Raw genomic sequence first — 26,872 nt, forward strand, 5'->3', positions numbered from 1 at the left:
AGGAGTGCGAATGGCGTTTTAACAACAGTGAAATAAAAGTTCAAATTTCCATTTTGAAACAATTGGTAATAGATAATTTATCCTAGTTATCTAGGACAGCCCCATAAATTAAATAGCTTTGAGTAAGGAAACGCTCAAACGGCAGCACGCATTTCAGCGGGTCGAGGTCGGTAAATACGCCACCGGCGAACGCGCACCCGTCAGCTTTGCGCTTTGAGTGAGACCAGATGGCGGCGGGTGGCGAGCCAGGCGCCCGCGATGCCCAGCGCAATCACAATGGCGAACACGGCCAGCCATTCGGCGGGACGGAAAAAGCGCCAGACGATGTCGATGCCGTAGGGGCGGAAAATCTGCACCACTAGCGGGCGGGAGGCGGCAATCAGCCAGCCGCACAGGCCGAGGCTGACGGCGGCGGCAATCACGCTCTGCAAGGCGGCCAGATAAAGGAAGGGGCGGCGGATAAAGGACGCGGGCGCGCCGAGCAGGCGGGCGATTTCGATTTCTTCCTTGCGCGCGAGAATTTGCAGGCGGATGGTGTTGTGTGCCACCAAAACGAAAGCCACGCTGAGGGTGACGGACAAAAAGGCGAGTATCTGCCGCACGAGGCTGTCGATGCGGTAAAGCGTTTGCAGCCATTCGGTGTCCAGCCGTGCAGACTCAACCATCGGCAGCTTGGAAAGCTCCTGTTGCAGGGCTTCGGTTTCGGCGGGCGTGCCCGTTTTCGGTGTGACGACGAACACGTCGGGCAGCGGGTTGTCGTCGAGCATGGAAACGATGTCTTCCCCGCCCATGCTGTTTTTCAACTCGTCCAAACCCTGCGCCTTGCCGACAAACTCGCTTTTGGCGACGCGCTTATCGGCGGCGAGCAGCTCTTTCACGGCGGCACTGTCGGCATCGGCGGCAGACGTTTCCATATAGAGCGTAATCTGCGGCGTTTCGCTCATCTTGCCCAGCACGGCGCGGCTGCTCTCTATACCCAGATACAGGGCAAGCGGCAGGGTCATGGCAACGGCCAGCATCAGCAGGATGAGCAGGGTGGCAACGGGCTGGCGCAGCAGGCTGCGGGCGGCGTTTTTCGCGGCTTCGAGATGGAGTGCGGCGTAAGTCATGCGGCGAACCTGCCTTCCTGTAAGCGCAAAATGCGGTGGCCGTAGTCGGCCATCAGGGTTTCGTCGTGGGCGGCGACAATGACGGTGGTACCCGCTTCGTGGAAGGTTTTGAAGAGTTCCATAATGTCCAGCGCGTAGGCGCGGTCGAGGTTGGCGGAGGGTTCGTCGGCAATCAGCAGGCCGGGCTGGTGGACGACGGCGCGGGCGATGCACAAGCGCTGCTGCTCGCCGCCCGAAAGCGTGACTGGATCGGCGGCTTCGCGTCCGCCCAATCCCACTTTTTCAATGGCCACCCGCGCCCGCTTTTCCGCTTCGGCGCGTCCGTAGCCCGCGATTTGCAGCGGCAGCAGCACGTTTTGCAGCACGTTGCGGTCGAACAGGATTTTGTGGTCTTGGAAAACGATGCCGATGTGCTGGCGCATAAAACCCGCCTGATCATCGTTCAGACGGCCTGTGTCCTGCCCGTTGATCCACACCTTGCCCGAAGTCGGCCTGCTGATGCCCGCAATCAGTTTGAGCATGGTGGACTTACCCGCGCCGGAATGCCCGGCCACAAAAATCATCTCGCCCTTGCCGATGCGGAAACTGACGTTTTTCAATGCCTGAAAGCCGCCGCGGTAGGTTTTGGAAACTTGTTCGAAACGTATCATGTCGCAATGCGCCGTTGTCGGAAAGAAGCGCGGATTATAGCCGAAACGGGTAAAGGCCGTCTGAAAGCCCTCAGCGCGTGCCGATACTCGGCTTTCAGACGGCCTCCGGTAAAGAAATTGATGCCCGTCGGCAAATACAGTAAACTGCCACCATTAAAAAAATTTATGGTAATGCAGAAATGAAAGCCGCTTTTGAAATCAAGTCCGCCCGCACCGACGCCCTCGCCGTGCACCTGAACAGCGCGGATGCGGCGGCTGTGGGCGCGGCGCTCGACAAGTGCGCCGCGCAATACCGCGAGCTGAACCTGCCGCTGTTGCTCGATATGCAGGCTTTCCGTCCGGCCGCCGTGGACATCCCCGCGCTGTTGGCCGTTTTCCGCTCGCGCCACCTGCCGGTGGCCGCCCTGCGCCACAGCGACGAAACCTGGGCGAAAATCGCTGCCGCCAACGGCGTGGCGTTCAGCCCCGCAGGCAGACACTCCCCGAACGACACCGCCGCCGCGCCCGCGCCGCAGACGGCCGCGCGCGAAACCGCACCGGCCAAACCGTCCGGCCACCCGACGGTGTTCGTTGCCGAACCCGTGCGCACCGGCCAGCAGGTTTACGCCGAAAACGCCGACCTGATTGTCACCGGCATGGTGAGCGAAGGCGCGGAGCTGATTGCCGACGGCAACATCCACATCTACGCCCCGATGCGCGGCCGTGCGCTGGCCGGGGCGAAAGGCCGCCGCGACGCGCGCATCTTCATCCATTCCATGCAGGCCGAGCTGGTGTCCATCGCGGGTACCTACCGCAATTTCGAGCAGAAGCTACCCGCCCACTTGGACAGACACCCCGTCCAAATATACCTTCACGAAGACCGTTTGGTCATCGCGGCCATAGACGCATAGCGGCTGCCGTATCATTTTTCACCCCCGAAACCCCAAAAAAGGAAACACAGTGGCAAAAATCATCGTAGTCACCTCCGGCAAAGGCGGCGTGGGCAAAACCACCACCTCCGCCAGCATCGCATCCGGCCTCGCCCTGCGCGGCCACAAAACCGCCGTTATCGACTTCGACGTCGGCCTGCGCAACCTCGACCTCATCATGGGCTGCGAGCGCCGCGTCGTGTACGACCTCATCAACGTCATCCAAGGCGAAGCCACGCTCAACCAGGCGCTCATCAAAGACAAACACTGCGACAAACTCTACATCCTGCCCGCCTCGCAAACCCGCGACAAAGACGCCCTTACCCGCGAAGGCGTGGAAAAAGTGCTTGACACCCTCACCGGCGAAATGGGCTTCGAATACGTTATCTGCGACTCCCCCGCCGGCATCGAACAGGGCGCGCTGATGGCGCTCTATTTCGCCGACGAAGCCATCGTCACCACCAACCCCGAAGTTTCCAGCGTGCGCGACTCCGACCGCATTCTGGGCATTTTGCAGAGCAAATCGCGCAAAGCCGAACAGGGCGGCCGCGTCAAAGAACACCTGCTCATCACCCGCTACTCGCCCGAGCGCGTCGAAAAAGGCGAAATGCTGTCGGTGCAGGACATCACCGACATCCTGCGCATCCCCCTGATCGGCGTCATTCCCGAATCACAAAACGTTTTGCAGGCATCCAATGCCGGCGAGCCCGTCATCCACCAGGCCGACGCCGTCGCCGCCGAAGCCTACAAAGACGTCATCGCCCGCCTGTTGGGCGAAAACCGCGAAATGCGCTTCCTCGAAGCCGAGAAAAAAGGCTTCTTCCAACGCATCTTCGGAGGTTGATATGTCGCTGATTGATATGCTGTTCGGCAAAAAACCCAAATCCGCCGAAGTCGCCCGCGACCGCCTGCAGATCATCATCGCCCAAGAGCGCGTCAAAGCGCAGGCGCCCGACTATCTGCCCACCCTGCAAAAAGAGCTGCTGGAAGTGCTGTCGAAATACGTCAACGTATCGCTCGACGACATCCGCATCTCGCAGGAAAAACAAGACGGCCTCGACGTGCTCGAACTCAACATCACCCTGCCCGACCAACAGAAAAAGGCCGAAACATGACCCTGACCGAACTGCGCTACATCGTCGCCGTGGCACAGGAAAAGCACTTCGGCAGAGCGGCGCAGCGCTGCAACGTCAGCCAGCCCACCCTGTCCATCGCCATCAAAAAGCTGGAAGAAGAGCTGTCCGTACCCCTGTTCGACCGCAGCAGCAACGAAGTCATCACCACCGAAGCGGGCGAGCGCATCGTCGCCCAAGCCCGCCGCGTGCTTGACGAAGCCGACGTCATCCGCCGACTGGCCAGCCAAGAACAAAACGAACTGGACGGCACCTTCAAACTCGGCCTCATCTTCACCGTCGCCCCCTACCTGCTGCCCAAGCTCATCCTGTCGCTGCGCGACATCGCGCCCAACATGCCGCTGGTGCTCGAAGAAAACTACACCCACATGCTCACCGAAGCCCTCAAACGTGGCGAGCTTGACGCCATCGTCGTGGCCGAACCGTTTCAGGAAACCGGCATCGTCACCGAACAGCTGTACAGCGAACCCTTCTTCGTCATCGTCCCCAAAGACCACCCCTTCGAAGAACTCGACGCCGTCACCCAACACGAACTGGCACAGGAACAGGTACTGCTGCTCACCGAAGGCAACTGCATGCGCGACAACGTGCTCGACAACTGCAACGAGCTGGCCGCCAAACAAAAAATCAACGGCCTGGCCAACACCCTGCAGGGCAGCTCCATCAACACCATCCGCCACATGGTTGCCAGCGGCCTGGCCATCAGCGTCCTGCCCGCCACCGCCCTCACCGAAAACGACCATATGCTTTTCAGCATCATCCCGTTTGCCGGTGAAGCCCCCAGCCGGCGCGTCGTCCTCGCCTACCGCCGCAACTTCGTGCGCCCCAAAGCCCTCGCCGCCATCCGCAGCGCCGTCATCGGCTCGCAGCTGGCCGGCGTTACCTTCGCCACCGCATAAACACAGGCATAAGGCCGTCTGAAACCCTTTTCAGACGGCCTCTTCCCCCAATCCCCTTAGGAAAACACATGACCGAACAAGAACTGCACGACCTCCAACGCATGGTCGCCGTTGCCGTCGAAGCCCTCGACGACATCAAAGCCAAAGACATCTCCGTCCTCGAAACCCAAGACAAAACCTCCCTCTTCGCCCGCATGATCATCGCCAGCGGCGACAGCACCCGCCAAGTCAAAGCCCTCGCCAACAACGTTGCCGTGCGCCTGAAAGAAGCAGGCTTCGACATCCTCGGCAGCGAAGGCGAAAGCGGCGAATGGTCGCTCGTTGACGCGGGCGACCTCGTCGTCCACGTCATGCAGCCGGCCGTGCGCGACTTCTACGACATCGACACCCTCTGGGGCGGCGAAAAACCCGAATTCCACAACGGCGCCGCCAAACCCTGGCACACCGCAGACTGACCCGCCTGCCGCCAAACGCAGAGGCCGTCTGAAACCCCAAAAGGTTTCAGACGGCCTCAAAGCCAAAGAAAGCACCCCATGAAAAAAACCGTCCTGACAACCGCCCTGGCCGCACTCACATTGGCCGCCCTGCCCGCCGCAGGCGCGGAAGAAAACGCCAACCGCTACGCCTGCCGCCTCGGCGCCGAACTGTTCTACGTCATCAACGACGCCGCCATCAACGGTCAAACCGAACAACAGGCCATGCGCCGCGCCGAAAATACCGTCGCACAGAAATTCCCCGGCGCGGGGCAAGAACTCTACCGCCGCCTGCGCGATTCCGGCCACCTCACCCGAAAATTCAAAGAAATGAAATCATTCGACCAAACGGCAAACAAAAATATCGGCACGGCAGACAAAATGCGGCGCAACAAAGCATCCTACACCCAAGCCCTGCAAAAATGTGCGGCGGAAAACTGACGCCCGAATGCCGCTCCGCACACACTGAGGCCGTCTGAAACCCCGTTTTCAGACGGCCTCAACTGTTATGACGCTTGTTACACGCCTTCCCGATACGCCCGCGCCGTTTCTAGATAGGTTTGCGCCGAGCGCTGCAAAAACGTCCGTTCCGCATCGGTGAGCGGCCGCGCGGCTTGGGCGGGCGAACCGGTGTAGAGGAAACCGCTGTCGAGGCGTTTGCGCGGCGGCACGAGGCTGCCCGCGCCGAGTATCACCTCGTCTTCGATCACCGCGTCGTCCAGCACGATTGCGCCCATGCCGATCAGCACGCGGTTGCCGACGGTGCAGCCGTGCAGCACGGCGCGGTGGCCGACGGTGACGTCTTCGCCCAACACCAGCGGCGAGCCGCCGGGTTTGGCGGCAGACGCGCCCGAAACGTGCAGCACGCTGCCGTCCTGAATATTGCTGCGCGCGCCGACGCGGATAAAGTTCACGTCGCCGCGCAGCACGGCAAACGGCCACACCGACACGCCGTCGCCCAGCTCCACGCAGCCGATAACAACGGCGGCAGGGTCGGTGTAAACGTCGGCGCCAAGCTGCGGCAGGTGGTTGCGGAAGGGGCGGATATTGTCCATTTTCGGTTTCCTGTCAAAAGCTCTGCGGGGCGGCCATTGTAGCAAAAGGCCGTCTGAAAAGATTTCAGACGGCCTTCCTTTGGCGGCGGCTTTGCCCTTTGCCGGTTTTGCCAAACCCAAAACCTCTCGAAACGCCGTCATTCCCGCGCAGGCGGGAATCTTTTTGGAACGGATGCAGCAATTTGTTTATTCAAAAATTCCGAACGTCAGCCAAGATTCCCGCCTACGTGGGAATGACGGGCGTTCAGGATGCCTGCCGTGCCGAAGCCGTGCTTTCAAACGGCCTCCGATGCGGCAACAGCAAACCGCGTGCGTTGCTGTGCAACACCCTACGCGCAATCGTTTAAAGAGGCCGTCTGAAACCGCAAAAACAGGTTTCAGACGGCCTTTCTGCCTTTGATGCGGCAACAGGTTTCTGCCGTTTGCCAACAAGCGCGCGCCGTCGTCAGCAAACCGCGTGCGTTGCTGGACGACACGCCCTACGCGCAATCGTTAAAGAGGCCGTCTGAAACCGCAAAAACAGGTTTCAGACGGCCTCTTGCCAACAAACCGAATCAACCGACGATTTCCACCGGCCCGTGGTCGTCGCAGTGGTCGCCGTGCTGGTGGTGCAGGCGGCCGTTGACGATGTAATCCACATGGTCGCCGTGCGGCACGGCTTCGTGGCCGCAGCCTGCGCCGTGGACGTGGCTGCCGCAGGTGTGGACGGGGTGGCAGCCGTCGGCGTTGGTGTCGTTCACTTCGAGGACGTGCTCGTCGTAGTGGCCGTTGTGTTCGTGGTGCAGGTGGCCGTCGTGCAGGTAGTCGACGTGGCCGTTGTGGCGGATGGCGGTGTGGCCGCAGCCCGCGCCGTGGACATGGTTGTGGTTTTCGTGGGTTTGACAGTTGCTCATGGCGTTTCCTTTTCGGTTGGTGTTAAGAAGGTGCGGCATTATAGCCCCATTTGTCGGCAATGCAAGTTTAAGATAATGATTTATAACGCATTATTATAGTGTAACGGTTACAGTATAGCGGCCTTGCCGTGGCGGGAGGCCGTCTGAAAGCCTATAATCGCGCGTTTTTTCACTCACGAAACAGGCGCAGATAAAATGACACAATCAAACTTGGAACAAAGGTTTCACGCCGCCATGCTGGCGATTTACGACAAAGCGTGGGATTTGCCCAAGCCGTACCGTCCCACAGAGTTTAAACGGATGGTTCTGAATTACGGCGGCAAAGAAGCGGCGGACAGACTGCTCGCTACTTCCAATCCATCGGCAGGCTTTACCCAACTGTTTCTTCATGGCGGTTACGATGCCCTGAAAATCAGCATGGAATATCTGGTTTTGTCAGACCCATGGAAAACGCTGTTTACCGAAGAGCAATTGGCGGTTGCCCGCAAACGATTGAAAGACATGAACGTTCCGTTTGCCTTGCCCGAATAACGCTTTTCAGACGGCCTCAAAGCCCTTTGCATTCAATACAAATACCAAAGCCCCACATGTCCGCCGTACACATCCAAACCCGTTCAGTCGACCAAGACATCTGCCAAACCCTTATCCAATCGGGTGCCGACCCGCTTACCGCCCGCCTGTGCGCCTCGCGCGGCGTGGTGTCGCCTGCTGAGCTTGACGACAAACTTGCCGCGCTGTTGCCCTACCAAACGCTCACCCATTGCGAAACCGCCGCCGCGCGTCTGGCCGATGCCATCGGGCGCAAAGAAAAAATCCTGATTGTCGCCGACTACGATGCCGACGGTGCCACCGCCTGCTCCGTCGGCATGGCGGGCTTGGGCGCGATGGGCGCAGCGGTGGATTTTCTCGTGCCCAACCGCTTTGAACACGGCTACGGCCTCACACCCGAATTGGCCGACATTGCCGCCGCGCAGGGCGTAAACCTGTTGGTAACGGTGGACAACGGCATCGCCAGCATCGCAGGCGTGGCACGGGCGCAGGCTTTGGGGATAGACGTTATCGTTACCGACCACCACCTGCCGGCCGACGAAGTGCCAAACTGCATTATTGTGAACCCCAACCAGCGCGGCTGCGGCTTTGCCAGCAAAAGCCTGGCGGGTGTGGGCGTGATTTTCTATGTATTAATGGCATTGCGTGCCGAATTGCGGCGGCGCGGATATTTTTCAGACGGCCTCAAAGAGCCGAATCTGGCCGATTTGCTCGATTTGGTGGCACTGGGCACGGTGGCCGACGTAGTATCGCTCGATCACAACAACCGCATTCTCGTTTCGCAGGGTTTGAAACGGATGCGTTCGGGCAAAATGCGCCCCGGCATCCGCGCCCTGTTTGACGTAGCACGGCGCGACTGGAAAAAAGCCCAGCCCTTCGACATGGGCTTTGCGCTCGGGCCGCGCATCAACGCCGCCGGACGGCTCAACGATATGTCGCTGGGCATCGCCTGTCTGCTTGCACAAAGCGATGATGAAGCGCAAACCCTCGCCGCGCAGCTTAACGATTTGAACATCGAACGCCGCGAAATCGAACAATCCATGCTGCAAGACGCGCTCAACGCCTTTCCCGACACCCTGCCCGATGGGCAAACCACCCTCGTGGCCTACCGTGACGACTTCCATCAGGGCGTGGTCGGCATCGTTGCCAGCCGCCTGAAAGACCGTTTTTACCGCCCCGCCATCGTGTTCGCCCCCGCCGACAACGGCGAAGTGCGCGGCTCCGGCCGCTCCATTCCCAACCTGCACCTGCGCGACGCACTTGATTTGGTGTCCAAACGCCACCCCGACTTGATTTTGAAATTCGGCGGCCACGCGATGGCGGCCGGTTTGAGCATACTCGAGCGCAACATCCCCGCCTTTCAGACGGCCTTTGAAGAGGCCGTGCGCGAAATGGTGCGCGAAGAAGACTTGTCGCAAACCTTCATCACCGACGGCAGCCTCGCCGCAGGCGACATCACGCTCGAGCAGGCGCAAAACCTCGCCCGCCAAGTGTGGGGACAAGGCTTCGCCCCGCCCAGCTTCACCGACTGCTTCCGCGTCGTGCGCCAGCAAAACTTAGGCGCAGAGGGCAAACACAAAAAAGCCTGGCTGCAAAAAGACGGCCGGGAATTTGAAGCCATGTTCTGGCGGTGCAGCGAAGACATCCCCGAATACGTGCGCACCGTGTACCGCCCCGTTGCCAACGAATGGCGCAACAATCTCGAATTGCAGCTTTATATCGACTATTGGGAAGCGGCGTAAGGCCGTCTGAAACCGTTGTCATTCAAAAAATATAGTTTTCTGCCGGTTTTCAGACGGCACAACACTCAAACGGAGTTACAAACCATGACAAAAATCCTACAAACCGCAGCCGCATTCTTGCTGGCCGCCGCACTGCCCGCCGCCCAAGCTGCCGCCGGCCCTGATAAGGACAACTACGGCTCATATTCCGGTCATGGCGGCATGACTGCCTACCGCATTGCGCCCGAAGCCTACCGATACCATTACAACAAGGGTTTTACAGGCATCGATGCCATGGGTTGGAACAGCAATCTGCAATTTGCATGGTCGAGAATCGGCGCGGCACTTACCTGCAACATTCCTGCCGACACCGGCAAACTGACCGAAAAACTCATAGCAGAATACGGTTATGACGTGTTTGCACACCGCATGAACGGCTTTGAGTTTCACGCCTTGCAATCTAAGGGAATCAACGGCTTTTGCACGCAGGCACGCATAGAAGAAATCAACCGGCTGATTCCGGAAATGGAAAACGGCCGCTTTGAAAAAAGATTTTAAACACCGAAAAGCCGTCTGAACGCGGCACTCCGCCAAACGTTCCGCCCGTATCTTCCTACCGCCATTCGCTATGAAACCGCTGTATCTTTTTCTGTTTCTTGCCGCACTGGGCAACTGCTGCTACCACATCGGCCAGAAATCCCTGCACATCGGCGGCAACCCCATGCTGCTGCTCGCGCTTTATTACAGCTTCGCGCTGGCATTTTCGCTGGCCGCCGCCCCGTTTTTCGGCACGGTGAGGTTTTCAGACGGCCTCCTCCCCGCGCTGGCCAACCCGCGCGTGTGGCTGGTGTCGCTGGGCACCGTCATGATCGAACTCGGTTTCCTCCTCGCCTACCGCAGCGGCGGCTCGGCGCAATGGTCGGGCGCGGCCGTCAACGGCACCGCCGCCCTCCTGCTCGTCCCCGTCAGCCTGCTCGTTTTCAAAGAAACCTTTTCCTGGCAGAAAGTCCTCGGCATCGCCCTCACCCTCTCCGGCATCTGGTTTCTCGCCAAAGACTGACCGCCCGTTTTTCAGACGGCCTGATGCCAGGGGCTGTTGACATTCAGCTTGCGAGACGGTTTTTGAGGAAAAATTCGCGGATGCAAGGAAAAAAGCACAGCAAGGTTGGACACCTTGCGCGCATTTTTGACGTGGCAGGCGGGTATTTTTTGCCAAAAACACCGCTGCAAGGCTGATTGTCAACAGACCCTAAGGTCTGTTTGCAATTCACTCATAGCGGCAACCAAACCATGATGCAGCTCACAAAACGGAAACCGCGCCGCGCATATCGGGTAAAATGCCGCCCTTGTTTACAACAGGCCGTCTGAAAAACAGTCGGCCGCGGAATCGAAAATATGGCAACACCATCCACCCTGCGCTACTGGCTGCTTTCTGCGGCGGCCATCGTGCTCGACCAAATCACCAAATACGCCGTGCTGGCGACATTCGCCGACTACGAGCGCCTGCCCGTCATCCCGCATTTTTTCGATCTCACGCTGGTATACAACACCGGCGCGGCGTTCAGCTTTCTCGCGGCAGCGGGCGGCTGGCAGAAATATTTTTTCGTCGCGCTGGCGGCCGTGGTATGCGCGTGGCTGGTGCGCGCGGTGAAAAAAGGCGAATTCGGCGCTTGGGGCAGCTGGGGCGCGGCAATGGTGGTCGGCGGCGCGCTGGGCAATGTGATCGACCGTTTCGTCCACGGCAAGGTGGTGGATTTTCTCTTGTTTTACGGCGAAACGTGGTCTTATCCCGCCTTCAATGTGGCCGACAGCTTTATCTGTGTCGGCGCGGTGCTGATGGTGATTGACGGTTTCAAGCAGAAAAAACACGGCAGGCCGTCTGAAAAGGATGCGGCATGAGCGGCAAAACCATTATGCTGGCGAATCCGCGCGGCTTCTGCGCGGGCGTGGATCGGGCGATCAGCATCGTCGAGCGCGCGCTGGAACAGTTCGGCGCGCCGATTTACGTGCGCCACGAAGTCGTGCATAACAAATTCGTGGTGGACAATCTGCGCGAAAAAGGCGCGGTGTTTATCGAAGACTTGGCCGACGTGCCCGAAGGCGCGACGCTGATTTATTCGGCGCACGGCGTGTCCAAAGCGGTGCAGGACGAAGCGGCGGCGCGCGGCTTCCGCGTGTTCGACGCTACCTGCCCGCTGGTGACAAAGGTACATAAGGAAGTGGCGCGGCTGGATACGCAGGGTTATCAGATTATTATGATCGGCCATGCGGGGCACCCCGAAGTGGAAGGCACGATGGGGCAGCTGCCCGAGGGCGCGATTTTGCTGGTGCAGACGGTGGAAGACGTGGCAAAACTCGAAGTGGCCGACCCCGACCGCCTGTCGCACGTCAGCCAGACCACGCTGTCGGTGGACGAAACCAAAGACATCATCGCCGCCCTCAAAGCGCGTTTCCCCAATATCAAAAGCCCGCCGAAAGACGATATCTGCTACGCCACCACCAACCGTCAGGAAGCGGTGAAGCAGCTGGCGGCGGAATGCGACATCGTCATCGTCGTCGGTTCGCCCAACTCCTCCAACAGCAACCGCCTGCGCGAAGTGGCCGCCCAGCGCGGCGTCGACGCCTATATGGTCGACAACGCCTCCTACCTGCGCCGCGAATGGTTCGAGGGCAAAAAACAGGTCGGCGTTACCGCAGGCGCGTCCGCCCCCGAAGTGCTGGTGCAGGAAGTGCTGGCCACGCTCAAAGCCTGGGGACACGACACTCTGCGCGAGGGCGAGGGCGCGGAGGAGAGCATCGTGTTCGTGCTGCCCAAAGAGTTGCGCGGCGAGAAGAAATAAACGCCGCAACATAAACAAAGGCCGTCTGAAAAGGTTTTCAGACGGCCTTTTGTTACACCATAACAAATAATTAAATAATTTGACAGATATTATCAATCGGCCTATAAACTGAATAAATGGTGTTTTTCGTTTTGTCCACCCTCTGTCCTGAAAGGAAGCATTATGAAAGCAATGGTTTACCACGGCGCCAACGACATCCGTTTGGAAGACAAACCCAAACCGCAAATCATCGATCCCACCGATGCGGTGGTGAAAATCGTCAAAACCACGATTTGCGGCACCGACTTGGGGATTTGGAAAGGCAAAAACCCCGAAGTAGCCGACGGCCGCATCTTGGGGCATGAAGGCGTGGGCATCGTCGAAGAAGTCGGATCGGCGGTGAAAAACATCAAAGTCGGCGACAAAGTCATTATTTCCTGCGTCAGCAAATGCTGCACCTGCGACTACTGCAAAACCCAGCTCTATTCCCACTGCCGCAACGGCGGCTGGATACTCGGCTATATGATCGACGGCACGCAGGCCGAATACGTGCGCACGCCCTATGCCGACAACAGCCTGATTCCGCTGCCGGCAAACGTTAACGACGAAATCGCCCTGCTCTTGTCCGACATCCTGCCCACCGCCCACGAAATCGGCGTGCAAAGCGGCGACGTGAAACCGGGCGACACCGTCTTCATCGCCGGCGCCGGCCCCGTCGGCATGTCCGCGCTTCTCACCGCCCAGCTTTACAGCCCCGCCACCATCATCGTCTGCGATATGGACGAAAACCGCCTGAAACTGGCCAAAGAACTGGGCGCGACCCATACCGTCAACCCCGCTTCGGGCGACGTTGCCAAACAAGTATTCGACATCGTCGGCACAGACGGCGTGGACTGCGCCATCGAAGCCGTCGGCATTCCCGCCACCTGGGATATGTGCCAGGACATCGTCAAACCCGGCGGCCACATTGCCGTGGTCGGCGTGCACGGCAAGCCGGTCGATTTCAAACTGGAAAAACTGTGGATCAAAAACCTGGCCATCACCACCGGCCTGGTCAACAGCAACACCACCGAAATGTTACTCAAAGCCGTGGCCACCAGCTCGGTCGATTACAGCAAAATGCTGACCCACCGCTTCAAACTTTCCGAGCTGGAAAAAGCCTACGACGTGTTCAAACACGCTTCGGAGAATCAGGCGATGAAAGTGGTGCTTATCAACGGCTGACAATCGGGTAAAACACAAGGGCGGAAATTCCGCCCTTTTTCTTGCCCAAGCCATCCGTTCCGCCATGCAAAAGGCCGTCTGAAAACACCTTGCGGATGTTTTCAGACGGCCTCCAAATATGCAAAACCTCAGCGCCGTTGCAGGCTGTAACGCTTTTCCAGCCACGAGAACAGCCAGCTCAGGCACAAAGTCATCGCCAGATAAATCAACGCGATGGTGTAGAGCGGCTCTTCATAAATCGAGTAGCGGCCGGAGATGGTGCGCTGGACGTAGGCCAGCTCGGCCACGGCGATGGCCGACAGCAGCGAGCTGTCTTTCAGCAGCGTGATGAATTCGTTGGCAAGCGGCGGCAGCATGCGGCGCACGGCCTGCGGCAGGATAACGAAGCGCATTGCCTGCGGATAGGTCATGCCCAGCGAGCGGGCGGCTTCCATCTGGCCTTTGTCGATGGACTGGATGCCCGCGCGGAAAATCTCGGTGATGTAGGCGCCCGAGTTGGTCGTCAGCGCCAGCACACCGGCAATCACCGCGCCGTAGCTGCGGCGCAGCTCGACGGCAGCCTGACCGTCTACCAGCCAGCCGCCGTTGGGATGGATCAGGGCGGCGAGCCAGACGAAATACCAGATGAAAATCTGCACAAACAGCGGCGTGCCGCGGAACACCGTCACATAAAGCGCCGACAGATTGCGCAGCAGCCAGGCCAGCGCTTTGAGCGGCGCGCCGCCTTTTTCAAAACGGATAATCCGCGCCAGTGCGCCGAACAGGCCGAGCAGCGAACCGCCGAGGGTGGCGACGAAGGTCAGTCCCAAAGTGGTCAATGCCCCAATCAGGAACATTTCGCGGTATTCATAAATAATGTCGAAACGGAAACTCATAAAACAGCCCGGAAAGTAGAGGAGGGCGGGCAGACGCACCCGCCGCGAAAAATCGCGCATTTTACAAGAAAAAACATAAGGCGGCAGATTTAATTGCGCTTTTTGCCGACGGCAGGGCAGGCTGTAAACGCCGTGCGAATCCGTTTACAATGCCCGCTTTTTCCACCCGTCTTGCACCACATGAACATCTTTCCGGGCGGCCGCCTGCCGTCTGAATCTGTCCCATCCGCCGTCACCATCGGCAATTTCGATGGCGTCCACCTCGGCCATCTGCACATCCTGCAAAGGCTGAAAACCGAAGCCGACGCGCGCGGCCTGTGCAGCACCGTCGTGCTGTTCGAGCCGCAGCCCGCCGAATTTTTCGCCCGCGCAGCCGGTAAAGAGCCGCCGCCTCGTCTGACGCCGCTGCGCGACAAGCTGCGCCTGCTGCGCGAGAGCGGCTGCGTCGACGCCGTGTGCGTGCTGCGTTTCAACCGCGCTTTTTCGCAAATGCCCGCCGAAGACTTTATCGACACCGTACTGCGGCGCGGGCTGGATACGCGCTATCTACTGGTGGGCGACGATTTCCGCTTCGGCCGCGGCAGAACGGGCGATTTCGCCCTGTTGCAGGCACAGGCGGATTTCGCCACCGAACGCACGCCGAGCATACTGGTTGCGGGCGGCCGCGCCAGCAGCACCGCCGTGCGCCTGGCCTTGCAGGAAGGCCGTCTGAAAGAAGCCGAAGCCATACTCGGCCACGGCTATGTGCTCAGCGGCCGCGTCAAACACGGGCGCAAACTCGGCCGCACGCTGGGCAGCCCCACCGCCAACATCCATCTGCCGCCGCACCGCTACGCCCTGTCGGGCGTGTTCGTCGTCGAAGCCGCAGGCGCGTTCGGCAGACGGCGCGGCGTGGCGAGCTTCGGTTTCAACCCCACCGTCAGCGGCAGCGGCGGCGGGCAGAAGCTGGAAGTGCATCTGTTTGATTTTCAAGGCAGCCTATACGGCGAACGCCTGTTTGTCCGTTTCCTGCACAAGCTGCGCGACGAAGAAAAGTTTTCCGACATCGAAGCGCTTCGCCGCCAGATTGCCGCCGACATGGCCGCCGCGAAAAACTGGCAGGCCGTCTGAAAAATGCCGCCGGCAAATGGCACGAAATAACGCATCCGGGTATAATCGCGTTAATTTTTGCAAACTGTATGACCCTGACTTTAAAGGAGCGTTAACCGTGAACCAACCTTCCAATCCCTTGTTGAACCAACAGCAGCCGCAATACGGCTACCAACAGCAGGCGCCCGTTATCGGCATCGGCGAATGGATCGTAACCAGCATCGTGCTGGCCATTCCCATCGTCAACCTGATTATGGCGCTAGTGTGGGGCTTCAGCAGCACCACCAATCCGAACAAAGCCAATTTCTGCAAAGCCTGGCTAATTTTTGTTGCCATTGCCTTCGTTCTCTATATTCTGCTGATCGTATTCGTGCTCAGCGCGGCGGGAGCGGCAGGCGCGATGCAACAGCCCTGATTGGCAAACCTGTTACAAAGAGGCCGTCTGAAACTTTCAGACGGCCTCTTGGTTTGCACACGCAGGCGGTGCGGCGGTTTCAAAAACGCTCGCCCGGATGCAGATAGCGCCATTTGCCCGGCGGCAGCGCGCCGAGTTTGACGCGGCCGATGCGGATGCGTTTGAGGCCGACGACGCGCAGGCCGACGAGTTCGCACATGCGGCGGATCTGGCGTTTTTTGCCCTGTTTCAGCACGAAGCGCAGCTGGTCTTCGTTTTGCCATTCCACTTTGGCCGGACGCAGCTTTTCGCCGTCGAGGGTGAGGCCGTGGTTGAGCAGCGAGAGCCCTTCCGCGTTCAGACGGCCTTTCACGCGCACGAGGTATTCTTTTTCCGTGCCGCTGTTGTCGCCGATCAGGCTTTTGGCAGTGCGGCCGTCCTGTGTGAGCACCAGCAGGCCGACGGAATCGATGTCGAGGCGGCCGGCGGGGGCGAGGCCGCGCAGGTGGGCGGGGTTAAACGCGATGCGGCTAGTGTCGCCCTCCCAGCGGTTTTCCGGCGTAATTAGCTCGGCGGCGGCGCGGTAGCCTTTTTCGGGCTGGCCGCTGACATAGCCCACGGGCTTGTTGAGCAGGATGGTGACGCGCTGCGCCTGCGCTTCGTGTGCCTCTTTGGCGAGATCGATGCGGTCGGCGGCGGTGACTTTCTGTCCCAGCACGGCCGCCGCGCCGTTCACTTTCACCCAGCCGCGTTCGATGTAGCTGTCGGCTTCGCGCCGCGAACACAGGCCGAGTTCGGCCATGCGTTTGGACAGGCGGACGGGTTCTTCTGTACTCATCATTTCCCTCAGGATAATCGGTGGAAACGTTTTCAGACGGCCTCAACGCTGCGTCAGGCCGTCTGAAAAGGCAAAACGGAGGCGGCTCAGTCCGCGCCTTTGAGCAGGCGGTTGAGCAGCGGCGCAAGCAGCAGCAGCGCGCCGCCCGACACCGCGCCGATGGCAAACAGCAGCCAATAGAAACCCGTGTCCGCGCCTTCGTGGTGGAATTTGTCAAACAGCAGCCCGCCCAGCGTGAAACCGATGGAGAGGGCGAGGAAGTTCAACGCCACCATCTGCGTTTTGAACATCGGCGGCGCGATTTTGGTGGCGAAAGACAGGGAAATCGGCGAGAGCAGCAATTCGCCCACGGTAATCGCCAGCAATACAAGGAAAAACAGCACCATCGGCATCGGCGTGCCCGAAGACACGAAAGGCACGAAAGCCAGATAGGCCGCGCCGGTAATCAGCAGCGACAGGGCGAATTTCAGCGGCGTTTTCGGCTGGCGCGCGCCCATTTTCGTCCACAAGGCCGCCAGCAGGCCGGAAAACAGCACCACCCACATGCTCTGCACCGAATCCTTCCACGACACCGGCACGGTAAACCCGCCGACGGTGCGGTTGACTGTTTCGTCGAAATACACCGTCGCCACCGTGTACACCTGGAACCACACCGCCCAAAACAGGCAGATCGCTAGAAACAGCGGGATATAGGCAATGATGTGGCGCTTGTTTTCCGCCCCCGTGAGCGGGCTGGCCAGCAGGCGGACAAAATACGCCGCCACCACTGCCAGCACGCAGACAAGCAGCCGCTTGGGGAAATTTTCCAGCGTCAGCCAGCCCGAATACACCAGCGCAGCCACCGCCGCGGCCATGCCCGCCGCCACGGCGGCAGCGATTTTGCCCTGCCCCTGCGGCAGCGGATGCGGCGGCGGCGTGTGCGGCAGACTCTTGCGGCCGAGCCAGTAGCGCCACAGCCCGAAAGCCATGCCCACCGCCGCTGCGCCGAAGCCGTAGTGGAAACCCGCTTTGGTTTGCAGCACGCCCGTCACCAGCGGCCCGAAAAAGCCGCCGATATTGATGGAAATATAGAAAATCGAAAAACCCGCGTCGCGCAGCGGCCGCAGTTTCTCATCCTCATACAGCGAGCCGACCATCGAATTGGCCGACGCCTTCACGCCGCCGCTGCCCAGCGCAATCAGCACCAGCCCGCACAGCAGCCCCGCCAGCCCCGGCACGAACGCCAGCGTCAGATGGCCGAGCATCACCACCACGCCCGACACAAACAGCGTCTTCTCCGCGCCCCACAAACGGTCAGCCAGCCAGCCGCCGAACACCGTCGCCAGATAGACGCTGCCGCCGTATGCGCCGACGATGCTGCCCGCCAGCGACTTGTCCACCCCCAGCCCGCCGCGCGACGTTTCGTAATACAGATAAAGCATCAGAATGCCTTGCAGGCCGTAAAACGAAAAACGCTCCCACAATTCGATGTGGAACAGCGTCGACAATTGGACGGGGTGTCCGAAAAAAGTTTTTTGTGTACCGGTTTGCGGCATGGTTTCTCCTCCGTTGTCATAATGCCCGCCCGAAATCCGGCGGAAGGCGCTGTTTTAACCCAAACAGCGCGGTTTTGTCAAAAAGCGCAAAGAAAAAGCAGCGCGGCGCAAACGGCAAAGGCCGTCTAAAACCCGCTTCGGGAATGTTCAGACGGCCTCTTGCCGTTCGCATCACGCCAAACCCGCCGCCATCGCCACGCAGCGGAAATAACGGGGATTCAGGCATTCCGCCTATGTAAAACCGCGCTTTCAGACGGCCTCGAGATGCGGCGCAGCGCGGCCGCGGCGGCTTCGTTCGCGCCCCATTCGCGCTCGGCCGCCGTCGGACTGTCGACGATGCGATGGATTTCGCGCAGGCTGGCGCCTGCGGTGTGTCGGTCGACCAGATAAAGCAGAAGGCTCAGTTTCCAAGCTTCATCGCCGCCGCGCAGCACGGCAGCCGTTGATTCGTCGAACAGCATCTGATGCGGCCGCAGGGCGGCAGCCAGCGGCGCGGCCAACGGCCAGTTTGGGTCTTGCAGCCATTCGAGCAGCTGCGGCAGCAGCGAGATAAGGACGGCTGCGGGCGCGGCGGCGATCCGCTCGGCGGCAGCCAGGTCGAATTTGTCCTGCGGCAGGAGGGGGCTTTGGTCGGCCATGGTCGGATTTTCCTTGCGGTGGAACGGACGGAGGCCGTCTGAAAGCGTTTCAGACGGCCTTCTTTGCCTGCGGGTGTTTGGCGGGCGGGCTGCTTTTTTTGGGGCGGCCTGCCCACTCCCTGCCAAACGGCAAGGCTTAGTTGGCGGCATTGACGCATATACGTTTGATGGTACCGCTTTTGGTTACGTTGAAGGTGTAGCGGCCTTTGCCCAGTTCGACAAATCGGAATGCGGCGTCGCTGTCGCCGTCGTGGCCGAGCTCGGAGGGCAGGCGGCGGCCTTTGGCGTTGCGTACGGCAAAGCCAGTGTCGCCGTCCACTGTGAGCAGGGCATCGTCGGAACGGCTGTCGATGCGGTAGCGCTGGCCGCTTTTGAGCGTCAGGTTTTCGGCGCAGCCGGTGTCGTCCAACGGCAGGCTTTTCAGGCTGCCTGCGTGGGCGGCGCTGCCCAGCAGCAGGGCGGCGATGAGGATGGCGGGACGGAATTTCATGGGATTTCCTTTCTGTTAAGGGGGAGAAGGAGGCAGCCTGAAAGGGGTTTTTCAGGATGCCTTTGCCGACGGCAAAACGACCGCATCATATCAGTTGGTAACTTGAGTTGCCAAAGCTGTTGACCGGGCGACGGCTTTTCAGACGGCCTTTTGCCCTATGGTGACGCGCTCGTGTCCGGCGAGGTCGGGCAGGGTTTCGATATTGTTCAGGTCGGCAGCGGCGAAGATTTCGCGGGCGGCCGCGCCCTGATCGTAACCGTGTTCGACCATCAGCCACCCGCCGTCGGCCAGCCTCGCGGGTGCGCCCTGCGCGAGGATGCGGATGCAGGAGAGGCCGTCTGAAAAGTCGGTGAGGGCGCTTGGCGGCTCGAAGCGCAGGTCACCCTGTTGCAGGTGGGGGTCGTTTTTTTCGATGTAGGGCGGGTTGGAAACGATAAGGTGGAAGGGCGGATCGGCGGGCAATGCGTCAAACCACGAGCCGCAGGCGAAGCGGACGCGTGCGTGGTGGGCGGCGGCGTTTTGTTCCGCAACGGCGAGGGCGGCGGGGCTGATGTCGGTGGCGGTGAGGTGTGCGTCGGGGCGTTCGCAGGCGAGGGTGACGGCGATGATGCCGCTGCCGGTGCCGATGTCCCATGCGCGGCCGTCGGGCGGCAGGCGGGCAAGGGCGGCTTCGACGAGGTGTTCGGTTTCGGGACGGGGGATAAGGGTGGCGGGGGAGACGGCGAAGGGGCGGCCGTAGAATTCGCGTTTGCCCAAGATATAGGCGACGGGTTCGCCGTTCAGACGGCGTTGTTCGAGGGCGGCGAGGGCGGCGGCGGCGGCGGGCGGCAAGGGTTCGCGGTCGCGGGTGACGAGTTGGCCGCGCGTCCAGCCGGTGGCGGCCTGGGCAAGCAGGCGGGCTTCGTTTTTCGCCAGGGCGGTTTGGCGCAGGTAGTCTTCGAGGGTCATGGGGTTTGCCGTGGTGAGGCCGCTCCCGCCAAAACCGTGCGGGAATGGCGTTTCTGAAAGGCGGTATCGCGGAACAAAACGCAGATAATGCAAATGTGGTGTGTGCGGCAGGGTGTATAGTGCAGCCACGCACACGGTTTCAACGGGCTGCGGTTATGTGCGGAAATTGATGATGCGATGGGGGCGTATACGCCGCTTCCGGGTGGGCAAAACCGTATTGCGGGGTTTTAATTTCATTGAAGCTTTGCGTTCAGCGGCCTATTCGTTACGGACGGAGCGGTACAGAAGGCCGACGCAGAAATATTTTTCCATTATGTTCCTCTGTGCGGGACGTCATTTAGATCCCTTACCACAGCGGCAGGGCGGGCAATTTCGTGAATCGGTTTACCCGTCGAAGTGGGCGGCATCAGGAACAACGCGATAATCGCAGGAGACTCTTTCGGTTTGTAAAGCCGCTTGTCCTGTTTTGCCATAGCACTGATGTTTTCAGATATGGCTGCCGATTGGTGCAGGACAAAACAACGGCGGACAGACCAGACATACGCTTAGCAACAGGTTGTCAGACCTTCGCATCTGCCGCGTTTTGCACCCAAATAATGCCGCTGCATCATTTCAAACACGCTTTATGACACGGCGGCCTTCGATTTTGCAACGGTTTTTCCCTTGGAACGGCACGGCTAAAACAGTCAACGCAGCGCAAAAATACGGGGCTCTGTGTCTATTGGATAAGGCCGTCCCCGCCTCACGGGAGTGACGTTTTTGAAAGCGAAACTTCAACGAAGTTAAACGCATTGGCGTTTTAATGCCTGATATGCACACCGCTTTTTCCTACCCGAGCAGGACGGCTGTGAGCATTTTCAGACGGTTTCTTTGCGGTTTCGACATCCACGCTGCCGACTTTTGCCGCCTGCAACAGCACTGTGCCCCGGCCGTCTTCGAGCAGCAGGCTGCGGCGGCCGATGCGGAAGGCTTCGATTCGGGTAAACGCGCTGCTGATACGGCTTTCAGCTTCGGCCTGCTCTTCGCCGCAGGCCATGCGTGTGGAAGCGGTATAGCCGAAATTCAGACGGCCTGCTCCGGCAGATGTGTAGCGGGTGTTCATGCGGTTGCAGCCCGCATAACTGGAGAGCACGTTGCGTTCGGTGTCAAACGATAACTCGGCTTGTCCGCCGAACGGTGTGCCGTCGACTTTTTCCACTTTCCATTTCCCGACCAATGCGCTGCTGTCGGCGGGATGTGCCGCGCAGCCTGCCAAAAGCAAGGCGGCGGTCAGACAAATTGCTGTTTTCATGTGTTCCCCTTTTTTCAGACGGCCTTTTCGGCCGCGTCGGATATGGATCGGAGGTTGTTGCCCGCCCTATTATGGTGAGTCTGAATAAAAATCTACGGTGCTGCTGCGCCTTAGCTCGAAGAGAGCAGGTTTCTAATACATTGGAAATGCCAAACAAACACTGTACTAATATGCTGCCTTATATTTTTCCGTGTCGTTTCACTATATAGCCAGTCAAAATAAAAAAGATACAAGGCAGCAAGCCGCAGACAACATGGGTAATACAGGACAGTTTTTCTTGGCATTTTTAATGCCGTAGAAAACCACCCTCTTCAAGCTAAGGCATAGCAACGCCGTAGGTTTTTTTATTTTTTCTCACTATCTCTTTCTTATTTTGATTCGCCATATTCTATGTCAGATATATTGCAATCAAACAAAAGCACGGACATGCCGTGCTTTTTTTATCCAAATCCCGAAGGATTTATTTGTGTCTTTGTGAGCGGATATAGTCCAGCGTTTTGAGTTCGGCAATCGCTGCGGCCAAAGCGGCCTGCGCTTTAGCCAGCGATTCGTCGTCAGCCGCTTGGGCGATACAGCTTTCCGCAGCTTTTTTCGCTTCCTCAGCGCGTGCCTGATCCATTTCGCTGCTGCGCACGGCCACGTCGGCCAATATGGTCAGCTTGTCGGGCTGTACTTCAAGCACACCGCCAGAAATGGCAACCAGGATTTCTTCGCTTTGGCCGGGTACTTGCAGACGCAGTGCTCCGGGACGCACCAAACTCATAATCGGCTCGTGTCGCGGGTAAATACCGAGTTCACCTTGTACGGTCGGTACTACCGCAAAGGCAGCCTCGCCCGAATAGATGTTGTATTCGTTACTTACCACTTCAACTTGCATGACACTCATGCCGCTCTCCTATCAGCTTAAGGTTTTCGCTTTTTCTGCAGCCTCTTCGATACCGCCAACCATGTAGAACGCCTGTTCGGGCAGATGGTCGTATTCGCCGCTTAAAATCGCTTTGAAGCCTGCGATGGTATCGCGCAGCGGAACATATTTGCCGGGCGAGCCGGTAAAGACTTCAGCCACATGGAAAGGCTGGGACAGGAAACGCTGGATTTTACGGGCGCGCATCACGGTCAGTTTGTCTTCATCGGACAATTCGTCCATACCCAAGATGGCGATGATGTCGCGCAACTCTTTGTATTTCTGCAAAGTCGACTGTACGCCGCGTGCTACGTCGTAGTGTTCCTGACCCAATACCATCGGGTCCAGCTGACGGGAAGTCGAATCCAGCGGGTCAACCGCAGGGTAAATACCCAAAGAAGCGATATCACGGCTCAACACGACGGTTGCGTCCAAGTGGGCAAATGTGGTTGCGGGAGACGGATCGGTCAAGTCATCCGCAGGTACGTATACGGCTTGGATGGAGGTAATCGAACCGGTTTGGGTGGAGGTAATGCGCTCCTGCAGACGACCCATTTCTTCCGCCAGCGTCGGCTGGTAACCCACTGCAGACGGCATACGGCCAAGCAGCGCAGATACTTCGGTACCGGCCAGAGTGTAGCGGTAAATGTTGTCGACAAAGAACAAGACATCGCGGCCTTTACCGTTTTCGTCTTTCTCGTCGCGGAAGTATTCGGCCATAGTCAAACCAGTCAGGGCTACACGCAGACGGTTTCCGGGAGGCTCGTTCATCTGTCCGTAAACCATGGCCACTTTGTCCAATACGTTGGAATCTTTCATCTCGTGGTAGAAGTCGTTACCTTCACGGGTACGCTCACCTACACCGGCAAACACGGACAAACCGCTGTGCGCTTTTGCGATGTTGTTGATCAATTCCATCATATTCACGGTTTTGCCTACACCGGCACCGCCGAACAAGCCTACTTTACCGCCTTTAGCAAACGGACAAAGCAAGTCGATCACTTTAATCCCGGTTTCCAGCAATTCGGTAGTGGAAGAGAGTTCGTCAAATTTGGGCGCTTCTTGGTGGATTGCGCGGGTATGGGCTGCGTTTACCGGGCCGGCCTCATCAACAGGATTACCCAAAACATCCATAATCCTGCCCAACGTTTCTTTACCGACAGGTACGGTAATCGGTGCTCCGGTATTGTGTACTTCCATACCGCGTTTCAGGCCGTCTGAACTGCCCATAGCGATGGTTCGGACGACACCGTCGCCCAACAGCTGCTGGACTTCCAATGTCAGTCCGTTTTCAACCAATTTCAAAGCATCATAAACATGTGGGATGGCATCACGCGGAAATTCCACGTCTACCACCGCACCGATGATTTGTACGATTTTGCCTTGGCTCATTATCATGTCCTAATTTACAGTACAGGCCTGCAACACTATACGGCTGCCGCACCCGCAACAATTTCTGACAATTCTGTGGTAATTGCGGCTTGGCGGGATTTGTTATAAACCAACCGCAATTCTTTAATGGCATTACCCGCATTATCGGTAGCTGCTTTCATTGCCACCATACGTGCAGCCTGCTCGGATGCCATATTGTCACTTAATGCCTGATAAACCACAGATTCCAAATAGCGGCGAACCAAATATTCCAATACTGCGACAGGGCTGGGCTCATAGCGGTAATCCCAGTTATACCCCTTAGCTTCTCCGCTTGCCTCTTCCAAAGTATTTTTGCCAATCGGCAGCAATATCTCCATCCGAGGCTCTTGTCGCATGGTATTCACAAAACACGAATAAACCATGTGAATGACATCGATTTCGTTCTTTTCGTAACGTTGGAACAGTTCGGTCAGTGCGCCAACCAACAGTTCCAATCTGGGTGTATCACCTAAATTAGTCACGCTGGCGATCACATTCAGACCGATACGCTGACAAGCGGCCAAACCTTTGCTGCCAATACATACGATATCAACGTCGACGCTCTGCTCTTGATAATGCTGAACTTGAGCAAAAAACTTTTTTAGCACGTTCGCATTCAAACCGCCACATAAACCCTTATCTGTCGTAATCAGAATAAAACCCGCTCTGCGAATTTCACGATGATCACTTAACAATTTAATGCCGTGGTTCTCCTGCGTTTGTGCCAGATGTCCCATTACCAAACGCACCTTATCCGCATATGGGCGGGCAAGGCGCATTCTGTCTTGCGTCTTCCTCATTTTGGAAGTGGATACCATCTGCATGGCTTTAGTGATCTTTTGGGTATTCTGAACACTACGGATTTTGGTAAGAATTTCTTTCCCTACGGCCATTTCGAACTCCTTTTATTTATCCTTACACTGTGTAGTTGTAAGATACTTTGAAGGATTCCATAGCTTTGGTCAGAATTTGCTCGTCTTCGTCAGACATCGCCCCAGACGCATTAATATTTTCCAGCGTTTGGGGATTCTGAGTGCGGATAAAATTCAAAAACTCGGCTTCAAATGCTAATGCTTTAGAAACAGGCACATCACTGTAAGAACCGTTGTTGATTGCCCACAACGTCAATGCCATCTCCGCGGTATCCAAGGTACTGAATTGTTTTTGCTTCATCAATTCAGTTACCACTTCGCCATGCTGCAGCTGTTTGCGTGTAGCCTCGTCCAAATCAGACGCAAACTGTGAGAATGCAGCCAATTCGCGATATTGAGCCAAAGCCAAACGGATACCGCCGCCCAACTTCTTAATCACCTTAGTCTGCGCCGCACCGCCTACGCGTGATACGGAAATACCGGCATTAATTGCAGGGCGGATACCGGAGTTGAACAAATCAGTTTCCAAGAATATTTGGCCGTCTGTAATCGAAATAACGTTTGTCGGAACGAAAGCGGAAACGTCTCCTGCCTGAGTTTCGATAATCGGAAGCGCAGTCAGAGAACCGGTTTTACCTTTTACCTGGCCTTCAGTCAGTTTTTCTACTTCATCGGCATTGATGCGGGCAGCACGCTCCAAAAGACGGCTGTGAAGATAGAAAACGTCACCAGGATAAGCCTCGCGACCAGGAGGACGTCGGAGCAGTAGGGAAATCTGACGGTATGCAACAGCTTGCTTGGACAAGTCGTCATAAACGATCAGAGCATCCTCTCCGCGGTCACGGAAAAATTCGCCCATGGTACACCCGGCATACGGCGCGATAAACTGCAGTGCAGCAGCTTCGGACGCAGTTGCTGCAACAACAATGGTATGTTCCATTGCGCCATGTTCTTCCAGTTTGCGCACCACGTTTGCGATAGACGACGCTTTTTGCCCTATTGCGACATAAATACAGATAACTCCTGTACCTTTTTGATTGACAATTGCATCTAACGCCACTGCTGTCTTACCGGTTTGGCGGTCACCAATAATCAGTTCGCGCTGACCTCTGCCAATCGGCACCATCGAGTCGATGGCTTTTAATCCGGTTTGCATCGGTTGGTCAACCGACTGACGGGCAATCACGCCCGGAGCGATTTTTTCAATAGATGCAGACAAATCTGTATTAATAGGGCCTTTACCATCAATAGGTTGACCCAGCGCATTGACTACGCGTCCGATCAATTCACGGCCAATAGGAACTTCCAAAATACGACCAGTGCATCGAACTTCATCGCCTTCTTTAATATGCTCATACTCGCCAAGCACTACTGCGCCAACCGAGTCACGCTCCAAGTTCATTGCCAAACCAAATGTATTGCCGGGAAACTCAAGCATCTCGCCTTGCATCACATCCGACAAACCATGCACACAAACAATACCGTCTGTTACGGAAATAACCGTACCACGTGTGCGCAGTTCTTGTTTGGTATCCAAATTTTCAATTTTGGATTTTAGCAAATCACTGATTTCAGCAGGATTAAGCTGCATGAAAACTCTCCTAATTTATCATTGCCGCATACAGTTTTTTTAATTTTCCCTGCATGGACAGATCCAAAACCTGATCACCCACTTCTACCTTGACTCCGGCAATTAATTCGGGATCAACTTTGAAGACTGCTTCCAAACGGGTATTAAGATGCTTTTCCAAGTCTGCAACAATCTTGGCTTTTTGCCCTTCGCTGGCAAAATCAAAAGCACTAAAGACAACCGCTTGTTTAACGCTGTTGCGTGACAAAACCAAATCTTGATATTGGGTGCAGATCTCAGGCAAAACGGCAAAACGTTTTTCTTCCGCAATCACTCTGACAAAATTACGGAATATATCATTTCTTGCTACCTGTTCGTCGCTAAGCAAACCAAGCAGAATATTTGCCTTAGATTCGCCGCTACTGCCGGCATCCTCAATCAGCGCCGCCACTTTGGGCTGCTGCACAGACCATGCCAACTCATTTAGTCCGCCCAACCAAGATTCGATTTGATGTTTCTCATCTGCCAGCTCGAACAATGCTTTCGCATAAGGCCTGGCAATGGTTGCGAACTCAGCCATAA

General features: G+C 57.6%; 31 protein-coding genes and 1 pseudogene. 16 read left to right on the forward strand and 16 right to left on the reverse strand.

The window, feature by feature from the left end; translation table 11 throughout:
* Positions 1 to 86: pseudogene (locus ACLD9W_RS05210) on the forward strand (IS1595 family transposase); the annotation flags it as partial.
* A gap of 114 nt (positions 87 to 200) precedes the next feature.
* Here ACLD9W_RS05210 and ftsX read toward each other — a convergent pair.
* Positions 201 to 1,109 carry a permease-like cell division protein FtsX gene (gene ftsX / locus ACLD9W_RS05215; protein ID WP_410841027.1) on the reverse strand — a complete coding sequence of 303 codons (909 nt, stop codon included), beginning with the start codon at positions 1,107 to 1,109 and terminating at the stop codon, positions 201 to 203.
* Positions 1,106 to 1,759, reverse strand: coding sequence for a cell division ATP-binding protein FtsE (locus ACLD9W_RS05220; protein WP_410841028.1), 654 nt, complete (start codon positions 1,757 to 1,759; stop codon positions 1,106 to 1,108). The genes ftsX and ACLD9W_RS05220 overlap by 4 nt, the downstream gene beginning before the upstream one ends.
* A gap of 179 nt (positions 1,760 to 1,938) precedes the next feature.
* Between ACLD9W_RS05220 and minC the strand changes: the two genes are divergently transcribed.
* The 6 genes from minC (at position 1,939) to ACLD9W_RS05250 (ending at position 5,613) form a co-directional block, all read left to right on the forward strand.
* On the forward strand, positions 1,939 to 2,649 hold the full coding sequence (gene minC, locus ACLD9W_RS05225) for a septum site-determining protein MinC (RefSeq protein ID WP_410841029.1): 711 nt from the start codon (positions 1,939 to 1,941) through the stop codon (positions 2,647 to 2,649).
* A 49-nt stretch (positions 2,650 to 2,698) separates the two neighbouring features.
* Positions 2,699 to 3,511: a septum site-determining protein MinD gene (gene minD / locus ACLD9W_RS05230; protein WP_410841030.1), complete on the forward strand. Its 813-nt coding sequence runs from the start codon at positions 2,699 to 2,701 to the stop codon at positions 3,509 to 3,511.
* 1 nt (position 3,512) lies between these two features.
* Positions 3,513 to 3,782, forward strand: a complete 270-nt coding sequence (minE, locus tag ACLD9W_RS05235; RefSeq protein ID WP_410841031.1) for a cell division topological specificity factor MinE — start codon at positions 3,513 to 3,515, stop codon at positions 3,780 to 3,782.
* Positions 3,779 to 4,699 carry a LysR substrate-binding domain-containing protein gene (locus ACLD9W_RS05240; protein WP_410841032.1) on the forward strand — a complete coding sequence of 307 codons (921 nt, stop codon included), beginning with the start codon at positions 3,779 to 3,781 and terminating at the stop codon, positions 4,697 to 4,699. The genes minE and ACLD9W_RS05240 overlap by 4 nt, the downstream gene beginning before the upstream one ends.
* A gap of 68 nt (positions 4,700 to 4,767) precedes the next feature.
* Entirely contained in the window at positions 4,768 to 5,154 is a 387-nt protein-coding gene (gene rsfS / locus ACLD9W_RS05245; protein WP_410841033.1) for a ribosome silencing factor, read from the forward strand.
* Between the two features lie 78 nt (positions 5,155 to 5,232).
* Positions 5,233 to 5,613 carry a hypothetical protein gene (locus tag ACLD9W_RS05250; protein ID WP_410841034.1) on the forward strand — a complete coding sequence of 127 codons (381 nt, stop codon included), beginning with the start codon at positions 5,233 to 5,235 and terminating at the stop codon, positions 5,611 to 5,613.
* 77 nt (positions 5,614 to 5,690) lie between these two features.
* Here ACLD9W_RS05250 and ACLD9W_RS05255 read toward each other — a convergent pair whose 3' ends face one another.
* Both ACLD9W_RS05255 and ACLD9W_RS05260 read right to left on the reverse strand, forming a co-directional pair.
* Complete coding sequence (locus tag ACLD9W_RS05255; protein ID WP_410841035.1) at positions 5,691 to 6,227, reverse strand: gamma carbonic anhydrase family protein; 537 nt, start codon at positions 6,225 to 6,227, stop codon at positions 5,691 to 5,693.
* Between the two features lie 554 nt (positions 6,228 to 6,781).
* The gene (locus ACLD9W_RS05260) at positions 6,782 to 7,120 is read right to left on the reverse strand and encodes a hypothetical protein (protein ID WP_410841036.1); all 339 of its coding nucleotides are present in this window, start codon (positions 7,118 to 7,120) and stop codon (positions 6,782 to 6,784) included.
* Positions 7,121 to 7,315: 195 nt separating this feature from the next.
* Between ACLD9W_RS05260 and ACLD9W_RS05265 the strand changes: the two genes are divergently transcribed.
* The 7 genes from ACLD9W_RS05265 (at position 7,316) to ACLD9W_RS05295 (ending at position 13,433) form a co-directional block, all read left to right on the forward strand.
* The gene (locus ACLD9W_RS05265; RefSeq protein ID WP_410841037.1) at positions 7,316 to 7,651 is read left to right on the forward strand and encodes a hypothetical protein; all 336 of its coding nucleotides are present in this window, start codon (positions 7,316 to 7,318) and stop codon (positions 7,649 to 7,651) included.
* Between the two features lie 56 nt (positions 7,652 to 7,707).
* Positions 7,708 to 9,411, forward strand: a complete 1,704-nt coding sequence (gene recJ / locus ACLD9W_RS05270) for a single-stranded-DNA-specific exonuclease RecJ (protein WP_410841038.1) — start codon at positions 7,708 to 7,710, stop codon at positions 9,409 to 9,411.
* 84 nt (positions 9,412 to 9,495) lie between these two features.
* Positions 9,496 to 9,948, forward strand: a complete 453-nt coding sequence (locus tag ACLD9W_RS05275; RefSeq protein WP_410841039.1) for a hypothetical protein — start codon at positions 9,496 to 9,498, stop codon at positions 9,946 to 9,948.
* 70 nt (positions 9,949 to 10,018) lie between these two features.
* Complete coding sequence (locus ACLD9W_RS05280; RefSeq protein WP_410841040.1) at positions 10,019 to 10,450, forward strand: hypothetical protein; 432 nt, start codon at positions 10,019 to 10,021, stop codon at positions 10,448 to 10,450.
* A 335-nt stretch (positions 10,451 to 10,785) separates the two neighbouring features.
* Positions 10,786 to 11,289, forward strand: a complete 504-nt coding sequence (gene lspA, locus ACLD9W_RS05285) for a signal peptidase II (RefSeq protein WP_410841041.1) — start codon at positions 10,786 to 10,788, stop codon at positions 11,287 to 11,289.
* Positions 11,286 to 12,230, forward strand: coding sequence for a 4-hydroxy-3-methylbut-2-enyl diphosphate reductase (gene ispH / locus ACLD9W_RS05290; protein WP_410841042.1), 945 nt, complete (start codon positions 11,286 to 11,288; stop codon positions 12,228 to 12,230). The genes lspA and ispH overlap by 4 nt, the downstream gene beginning before the upstream one ends.
* A 162-nt stretch (positions 12,231 to 12,392) precedes the next feature.
* On the forward strand, positions 12,393 to 13,433 hold the full coding sequence (locus tag ACLD9W_RS05295; RefSeq protein ID WP_410841043.1) for a zinc-dependent alcohol dehydrogenase family protein: 1,041 nt from the start codon (positions 12,393 to 12,395) through the stop codon (positions 13,431 to 13,433).
* A 128-nt stretch (positions 13,434 to 13,561) separates the two neighbouring features.
* Here ACLD9W_RS05295 and ACLD9W_RS05300 read toward each other — a convergent pair whose 3' ends face one another.
* Complete coding sequence (locus ACLD9W_RS05300) at positions 13,562 to 14,308, reverse strand: amino acid ABC transporter permease (RefSeq protein WP_410841044.1); 747 nt, start codon at positions 14,306 to 14,308, stop codon at positions 13,562 to 13,564.
* A gap of 180 nt (positions 14,309 to 14,488) precedes the next feature.
* Here ACLD9W_RS05300 and ribF point away from each other — a divergent pair, with 180 nt between their 5' ends.
* Together ribF and ACLD9W_RS05310 are read left to right on the forward strand one after the other, a co-directional pair.
* Complete coding sequence (gene ribF / locus ACLD9W_RS05305) at positions 14,489 to 15,418, forward strand: bifunctional riboflavin kinase/FAD synthetase (protein WP_410841045.1); 930 nt, start codon at positions 14,489 to 14,491, stop codon at positions 15,416 to 15,418.
* Positions 15,419 to 15,515: 97 nt separating this feature from the next.
* Positions 15,516 to 15,812, forward strand: coding sequence for a hypothetical protein (locus ACLD9W_RS05310; protein ID WP_410841046.1), 297 nt, complete (start codon positions 15,516 to 15,518; stop codon positions 15,810 to 15,812).
* Between the two features lie 79 nt (positions 15,813 to 15,891).
* On the opposite strand, the gene ACLD9W_RS05315 is transcribed toward ACLD9W_RS05310, so the two are convergent.
* The 11 genes from ACLD9W_RS05315 to ACLD9W_RS05365 form a co-directional block, all read right to left on the reverse strand.
* Positions 15,892 to 16,629, reverse strand: a complete 738-nt coding sequence (locus ACLD9W_RS05315) for a pseudouridine synthase (RefSeq protein ID WP_410841073.1) — start codon at positions 16,627 to 16,629, stop codon at positions 15,892 to 15,894.
* 86 nt (positions 16,630 to 16,715) lie between these two features.
* Complete coding sequence (locus ACLD9W_RS05320) at positions 16,716 to 18,164, reverse strand: oligopeptide:H+ symporter (RefSeq protein ID WP_410841047.1); 1,449 nt, start codon at positions 18,162 to 18,164, stop codon at positions 16,716 to 16,718.
* A 218-nt stretch (positions 18,165 to 18,382) separates the two neighbouring features.
* Positions 18,383 to 18,802, reverse strand: coding sequence for a DUF5071 domain-containing protein (locus ACLD9W_RS05325; RefSeq protein WP_410841048.1), 420 nt, complete (start codon positions 18,800 to 18,802; stop codon positions 18,383 to 18,385).
* A gap of 136 nt (positions 18,803 to 18,938) precedes the next feature.
* Entirely contained in the window at positions 18,939 to 19,292 is a 354-nt protein-coding gene (locus tag ACLD9W_RS05330; RefSeq protein ID WP_410841049.1) for a hypothetical protein, read from the reverse strand.
* Between the two features lie 138 nt (positions 19,293 to 19,430).
* On the reverse strand, positions 19,431 to 20,240 hold the full coding sequence (gene prmC, locus ACLD9W_RS05335; protein WP_410841050.1) for a peptide chain release factor N(5)-glutamine methyltransferase: 810 nt from the start codon (positions 20,238 to 20,240) through the stop codon (positions 19,431 to 19,433).
* 799 nt (positions 20,241 to 21,039) lie between these two features.
* The gene (locus ACLD9W_RS05340) at positions 21,040 to 21,531 is read right to left on the reverse strand and encodes an META domain-containing protein (protein ID WP_410841051.1); all 492 of its coding nucleotides are present in this window, start codon (positions 21,529 to 21,531) and stop codon (positions 21,040 to 21,042) included.
* A 460-nt stretch (positions 21,532 to 21,991) separates the two neighbouring features.
* Positions 21,992 to 22,417 (reverse strand): F0F1 ATP synthase subunit epsilon, encoded by a 426-nt coding sequence (locus ACLD9W_RS05345; protein WP_410841052.1) that lies wholly within the window; start codon positions 22,415 to 22,417, stop codon positions 21,992 to 21,994.
* Between the two features lie 12 nt (positions 22,418 to 22,429).
* A complete protein-coding gene (gene atpD, locus ACLD9W_RS05350) occupies positions 22,430 to 23,827 on the reverse strand; it encodes a F0F1 ATP synthase subunit beta (RefSeq protein ID WP_410841053.1) in 1,398 nt (465 codons plus the stop codon).
* A gap of 35 nt (positions 23,828 to 23,862) precedes the next feature.
* Positions 23,863 to 24,741 (reverse strand): F0F1 ATP synthase subunit gamma, encoded by an 879-nt coding sequence (atpG, locus tag ACLD9W_RS05355; protein ID WP_410841054.1) that lies wholly within the window; start codon positions 24,739 to 24,741, stop codon positions 23,863 to 23,865.
* Positions 24,742 to 24,763: 22 nt separating this feature from the next.
* Complete coding sequence (gene atpA, locus ACLD9W_RS05360) at positions 24,764 to 26,311, reverse strand: F0F1 ATP synthase subunit alpha (protein WP_410841055.1); 1,548 nt, start codon at positions 26,309 to 26,311, stop codon at positions 24,764 to 24,766.
* Between the two features lie 10 nt (positions 26,312 to 26,321).
* Positions 26,322 to 26,870, reverse strand: coding sequence for a F0F1 ATP synthase subunit delta (locus tag ACLD9W_RS05365; RefSeq protein ID WP_410841056.1), 549 nt, complete (start codon positions 26,868 to 26,870; stop codon positions 26,322 to 26,324).
* Between the last annotated feature and the right edge of the window lie 2 nt (positions 26,871 to 26,872).

It is taken from the genome of Neisseria sp. WLZKY-1, from assembly GCF_046546535.1.
Taxonomy (GTDB): Bacteria; Pseudomonadota; Gammaproteobacteria; order Burkholderiales; family Neisseriaceae; genus Neisseria.